Below are 6044 nucleotides of genomic sequence, written 5' to 3'. Positions count from 1 at the left end.
GTGGGTCGGCTGCGAGGACGACGACGCGACTCCGCCGCCGGACGACGGCGAGTCCACGCCTCCTCCGGACGACGGCGAGTCGACGCCTCCGCCCGACGAGGGGACCACTCCTCCCGACGACGGCGAGACCCCGCCGCCCGACGACAACAAGACGCCCGAGCCCGACGACGACTCCGAGACCCCCGACGCCGGCGACGCGGCTCCGCCCGCCGACGACGGCTCAGAGAGCGGCCTGCCGGTCACCGGCGTCGCGCTGACCGGCCTCGTCGCGGCCGGAATCGCCGCGGTCGCGGGCGGCGGCACCGCTGTGTACCTCGGTCGCAAGAAGAAGGCCGCGGACGCCGACGAGTAGACGCGGGCGCCGCCGCGCAGGCGTGTAGCGCATAAGAAGGGGCGGGCACCCTCGCGGGTGTCCGCCCCTTCGCCTGTCCGGGGCCGTCGGCGGACGTGCGCCCGGCCCCCGGCCGAGGTCGCAGTGCCTCGGGCGCGCCCTCAGCGCCAGCGACGGCCCGTGAGGCGCTCGTAGCACTCCACATAGCGGGCGCGCGTCGCCTCGACGATGTCCTCGGGGATCTCCGGGCCCGGAGGGGTGCGGTCCCAGCCGGCGATCGTGCTGCTCCAGTCCCGCAGGAACTGCTTGTCCAGCGAGTTCTGCGGGCGGCCCGGGCGCCACTGGTCGGCGGGCCAGAACCGCGAGGAGTCGGGGGTGAGCACCTCGTCGGCGAGGACGAGCGTGCCGTCGGGAGCGCGCCCGAACTCCACCTTCGTGTCGGCGATGATGATGCCCCGCTGGGCGGCCAACTCGGCGCCGCGCGCGTAGATCCGCAGTGTGGTGTCCCGCAGCTGCTTGGCCGTCTCCTCGCCGATCTCGGCGGCGACCTCGTCGAAGGTGACGGCCTCGTCGTGGCCCTCGGCCGCCTTGGTGGTGGGCGTGAAAACGGGCTCGGGCAGCTGCGACGCCTCGGTCAGGCCGTCGGGCAGCGGCACGCCCGAGACCGACTTGTGTTTCTTGTACTCCGTGAGCCCCGAACCGGCGAGGTAGCCGCGCGCGATGAACTCGACGGGGACCATGTCCAGCCGCCGGCATCGGATCGCTCGGCCCGCCCACTCGGCGGGCACGTCGCTGTCGGAGACGACGTGGTTGGGCATGATGTCGGCAAGGTGTTCGAACCACCACAGCGAGAGCTGGGTGAGAATCCGGCCCTTGTCGGGGATGGCTGTGGGAAGCACCACGTCGTAGACGCTGACGCGGTCGGAGGCCACGAGGAGCAGGTCGTCGCCGTCGGCGTAGACGTCGCGGACCTTCCCGGAGTGGACGAGTTCCATGGGTCGCCTGCTGTCCTTGATCTGATCGGCGAGGGCTAGGCCGCGGCAGGTCGCACGGCACGGGCGCCGCTCGGTGAACGAAGCCAAACCCTACTCCATCCCGCTGCCGGGACCGGGGCCCGGTGGCCGCGCCGCAGCGGTCCCCACCTCCGCAGCAGAGCGTCGTCCGCCTGCGCACGCGGCTGCGTTCCCGTGGGCGCCGTCGACTCGGAGGGGCTCACCCGGGTCCGGCCGCCGACACGGGCGGGGTGCCGGGCTGCGCGGCCCCGCCCCGGCGCTGGGCGCCGCCACGCTGCCGCTCCCTACTCCGTGACCGCGTGCCCCCGGCGGAACGGAGCGCTACCGCGTAGCCTCGAAGACGGCGCGCCACCGGGATCCGCTGCGCCTGCGCGGGTAGGGGGACCGGCGGGCGGAGTCGGGTCCGGCGAGTGAGGAGTGCGGGATGGTTCTGCGGCAGACACTGTTGGCGGCCGCGCGCAGCGACCGGCTGCGTGCGTTCGTCTCGGGCTCCCGGGCCACCCGCGGGGTCGTCGACAGGTTCGTGGCGGGCGAGCACGCCGAGGAGGCGGTGCGCACGGCCGGCGAGCTGGCCGAGCGGGGCCTGCTGACCTCCATCGACCACCTCGGCGAGGAAACCGAGCACCCCTCCCAGGCCGAGGACGTCACCAAGGGCTACCTGCACCTGCTGCGGCTGCTCGGCCAGGCCGGGCTGACCTCCTCGGCCGAGGTCTCGGTGAAGCCGACCGCCGTCGGGCTCGCCTTGGGCGACGAGGGCGCGCAGCTGGCCGCCGAGAACCTCTCCCGTATCTGCGCCGCAGCCGCCGAGGCGGGCACCACCGTCACCGTCGACATGGAGGGCGAGCAGTACGTCGCCCCGACACTGCGGCTCGTCGCCTCGCTGCGCGGAGACCATCCCTGGCTGGGCTGCGTGCTGCAGTCCTACCTGCGCAGAACCGACGGCGACATCGCCGCGATGGCCGCCGAGTCCGGCGCGCGGGTGCGGCTGTGCAAGGGCGCCTACGCACCCGACCCCTCCACCGGCTACGCCGAGCGCCGCGACGTCGACGCCGCCTATGTCCGCCACCTGCGGCGGCTGATGGACAGCGAGGCCTACCCGATGGTGGCCACGCACGACCCGCGGCTGATCGACATCGCCACCACACTGGCCCGCCGCTTCGGGCGCACCTACGACGGATTCGAATACCAGATGCTCTACGGCGCCCGCCCCGATGAGCAGCGCCGCCTCGCCGACCTGGGCGCCCAGGTCCGGGTCTACGTCCCCTACGGCAGCGACTGGTACGGCTACCTCGTCCGCCGCATGGCCGAACGCCCCGCCAACGCGACCTTCGCCGCCCGGACGGTGCTGCGCAGGGGGTAGAGCCCGCTCTGCGGCGCGGCCCCGCGAACGGGCACCGTCCCGGCGAGGCGCCCCTGTAAAACCCCGCGGCACCGGCCCGCACCCGGCGCGCTCCGCACGCCCCGCCGGCGCGTCGCCGGGGCGCAGCCCGTCCCGGTAGCGTTGAGGAAACACGGAACGCTACGAGGTGAGCTCATGATCGCGATCATCGGCGGCGGCAAGATGGGCGAGGCGCTGCTCGCCGGGCTTCTGGCCACCGGGTACGAGGCGGACCAGCTCCTGGTCACCGAACCCAACCGGGAGCGGGCCGAGGAGCTGCACGCCAACCACGGCGTAGCGGCCGTCCCGCTGGCCGAGTCCGCACGCCGCGCCGCCACCGTGGTGCTCGCTGTCAAACCGCAGGACATGGTCGACCTGCTCGACCAGATCGACGGCGACCTCGGCTCCGACACCCTGGTCATCTCGATCGCGGCGGGTATCACCACCTCGCTGCTGGAGAAGCACCTCTCCGGCGAGGTCGCCGTCGTGCGGGCGATGCCCAACACGCCGGCGCTGGTGGGCCGCGGAATGACCGCCGTGGCCGGGGGCGCGCACACCGCAGACGGCCAGCTCGACCACGCCGAGTCCCTGCTGCGGTCGGTGGGCGAGGTCGTGCGGGTGTCCGAACGCCACATGGACACCGTCACCGCCATCTCCGGCAGCGGCCCGGCCTACTTCTACTTCATCGCCGAGACCATGATCGAGGCGGGCGTGGCCATGGGCATGACCCGCGCCGCGGCCAAGAAGCTGGTCACCCAGACCATCGGCGGCGCCGCCGCGATGCTGGACGACGCCGGTGCGCACCCGGTCGTGCTGCGGGAGGCCGTCACCTCGCCCGGCGGCACCACCGCCGCAGCGGTGCGCGAGCTGGAACGCCACGGTGTGCGGACCGCCTTCACCGACGCCATCGAGGCCGCGCGCGAGCGCAGCCGCGAACTCTCCGAGGGCTGAGCGCTCGCCGGCGGACGCCCCGCTGCCCCGTGACCCTCCGGCCGTTGACTAGGCTGGAAAGAAGCGGGTGATACCCCACACATCCGCGCATACACGATCCGCTCGGCAGGAGGGGCACATGGCCTGTTCGCTGCACGTCGCCTGGGATGACGGGCTGACCTCCTACAACTTCGGCCCGCAGCATCCGCTGGCGCCGGTGCGGGTGGAACTCACGATGGCGCTGAGCCGGGAGTTCGGCCTGTTCGACCGCCCCAACGTCGCGCTGAGCGCGATCGAGCCGGCATCCGACGAGATGCTGGGGACGATCCACCGGGCCGACTACATCGAGGCGGTCAAAAGGGCGGGCAAGACACTGGAGCCCGACGACTCCTATTGCCTGGGCACGCCGGACAACCCCGTCTTCCCCGACATGCACGACGCCTCGGCCCTGGTCGCGGGCGCATCGGTGCGGGCCGCGTCGTCGGTGTGGAACGGCGAGTCCGAGCACGCCGCCAACATCGCCGGCGGGCTGCACCACGCGATGCCGGGCAACGCCTGGGGGTTCTGCGTGTACAACGACGCGGCCCTGGCCGTGGCGTGGCTGCTGGAGCAGGGAGCCAAGCGCGTCGCCTACGTCGACGTCGACGTCCACCACGGCGACGGCGTGCAGACGATGTTCTACGACGACCCGCGGGTGCTGACGATCAGCCTGCACGAGTCGCCGGCGACCCTGTTCCCGGGCACGGGCCGGCCCGGCGAGACCGGCGGACCCGGCGCCGAGGGCTACGCCGTCAACGTCGCCCTGCCCGCCGGAACCAACGACTCCCGCTGGCTGCGCGCCTTCGACGCGGTGGTACCGCCGCTGCTGCACGAGTTCCAGCCCGAGGTGCTGGTGACCCAGCACGGCGCCGACGCCCACGCGCTGGATCCGCTGGCCAACCTGATGCTCAGCGTCGACGGCCAGCGCCGGATCTACAGCGAGCTGCACCGCCTGGCCAAGGAGACCGCGGGCGGCCGCTGGGTGGTGCTGGGCGGTGGCGGCTACGAACTGGTGCAGGTGGTGCCGCGGGCCTGGACCCATCTGCTGGCCGAGGCCTCCGGAGCCGCGCTCGACTCCTCCGTCGAGACTCCCAAGGCCTGGCGCGAGTTCGTGCGCGAGCGCACCGGCGAGGTCCCGCCGCTGTACATGACCGACGGCCGCACCGTCGAGTTCACGCCGTTCGAGGCCGGGTTCGACCCCGAGGACGCCGTCGACCAGGCCATCCAGGCCACCCGGCGCGCGGTCTTCCCCAGCCACGGGATGGACCCCAGCTTGTAGGGCAGGCGGGGGGCAGAGGCGGTCGGCGGGGGATCCGGGCCTTGTGGATCAGCCGGTTACGTCTGGACCGAAAGCCGGACCGGCGCGCCGCCGACCACGAGGGGTGTGCCGGTAGAGCACAAAGTTGAATATGTGATGAAAGGGGTATGACGCCTCCCTAAACCGTGTACGGCCCCGGTTCGCTCACGGGCAGGGACGTCGCCTCCACCGGGCCGGACTCACAGGGGCCATCGGGCCACCGGGTCATGAGGGAAGGGGATCACTGGTGACGCCGCCTTCGCGCGCAGAGCTCGTCGCCTATCTCGTGCGCACCGGCATCGCCGGACACGTCGACACACCGCGGCAGAACAACCTGCGGCACTACCGGCGGCTGTGCCACAAGGACCCCTACTACCAGTTCGGGCTCACCTTCGAGCACGAGTGGCAGTTCGACGAGGTGCTCGCGCTGATGGCCAAACGCTGCGGCGTCGTCGCCGACGACGCCCATCAGTGGGGCATCGACACCATCGACCCCGACCGCACCGTCGAGGCCCTGGACGCCGTGGCCGACCGCCTCGCCAAAGCGGCCGAGCGCCGCGAGCGGGTCATGTTCGCCACCGGCCACCCCAAGAACCTCACCGAGACCTACCGCACCTGGAAAGCGGCCCTGGAGAGCCGCGGCTGCGAGATCGTCACCGCCGCGGCCGGCTACTCCTACGAGGTCGCCACCGAGCACCCGCCCAACCGGCGGGTCCTGGTGTGGAAGGACGGCGTGGGCTTCGTGATGGACGGCGGCAGCCCGCGGCACAGCCACCACCCCTTCGCCATGCGCGCCGTACTGCGGACGCTGGCCGAGGACAAGCAGGAGTGGCCGCAGCTGGTCATCGCCGACCACGGGTACGCCGGTGCGGCGGGTGAGGCCGGTGTGCCGACGATCGGATTTGCGGATTGCAATGATCCCGCATTGTTCCTGGCCGAATACGAGGGCAAGCTGCTCACCACCGTGCCCCTCGACGACGGATACGCGCCGCCGGAGTACCGGCCGCTGGCCGCATACGTGCTGGAGAGAGCCGGACTGGCGTGAAGCGCCGCTGT

The 6044-nt window shown here is 72.5% G+C and carries 5 protein-coding genes and 1 pseudogene; 5 read left to right on the top strand and 1 reads right to left on the bottom strand.

What is annotated here, in order from left to right:
* Positions 1 to 352, top strand: a pseudogene (locus LP52_RS27795) (peptidase); the annotation flags it as partial.
* 140 nt (positions 353 to 492) lie between these two features.
* On the opposite strand, the gene LP52_RS17590 reads toward LP52_RS27795, so the two are convergent.
* Positions 493 to 1413: a phosphoribosylaminoimidazolesuccinocarboxamide synthase gene (locus LP52_RS17590; RefSeq protein ID WP_274518824.1), complete on the bottom strand. Its 921-nt coding sequence runs from the start codon at positions 1411 to 1413 to the stop codon at positions 493 to 495.
* Positions 1414 to 1768: 355 nt separating this feature from the next.
* Here LP52_RS17590 and LP52_RS17585 point away from each other — a divergent pair, with 355 nt between their 5' ends.
* The 4 genes from LP52_RS17585 (at position 1769) to LP52_RS17570 (ending at position 6033) form a co-directional block, all read left to right on the top strand.
* On the top strand, positions 1769 to 2704 hold the full coding sequence (locus LP52_RS17585; RefSeq protein ID WP_040275044.1) for a proline dehydrogenase family protein: 936 nt from the start codon (positions 1769 to 1771) through the stop codon (positions 2702 to 2704).
* Between the two features lie 174 nt (positions 2705 to 2878).
* A complete protein-coding gene (proC, locus tag LP52_RS17580) occupies positions 2879 to 3673 on the top strand; it encodes a pyrroline-5-carboxylate reductase (RefSeq protein WP_040275043.1) in 795 nt (264 codons plus the stop codon).
* A 118-nt stretch (positions 3674 to 3791) separates the two neighbouring features.
* Complete coding sequence (locus tag LP52_RS17575) at positions 3792 to 4970, top strand: acetoin utilization protein AcuC (protein ID WP_040275041.1); 1179 nt, start codon at positions 3792 to 3794, stop codon at positions 4968 to 4970.
* A 265-nt stretch (positions 4971 to 5235) separates the two neighbouring features.
* On the top strand, positions 5236 to 6033 hold the full coding sequence (locus LP52_RS17570; protein ID WP_040275040.1) for a phosphatase: 798 nt from the start codon (positions 5236 to 5238) through the stop codon (positions 6031 to 6033).
* Positions 6034 to 6044 lie beyond the last annotated feature (11 nt).

It is taken from the genome of Streptomonospora alba (genome assembly GCF_000826685.1).
GTDB lineage: Bacteria > Actinomycetota > Actinomycetes > Streptosporangiales > Streptosporangiaceae > Streptomonospora > Streptomonospora alba.
The sequence above is the reverse complement of the archived record's forward strand: the minus strand, read 5'-3'. Positions and strand labels throughout refer to the sequence as shown.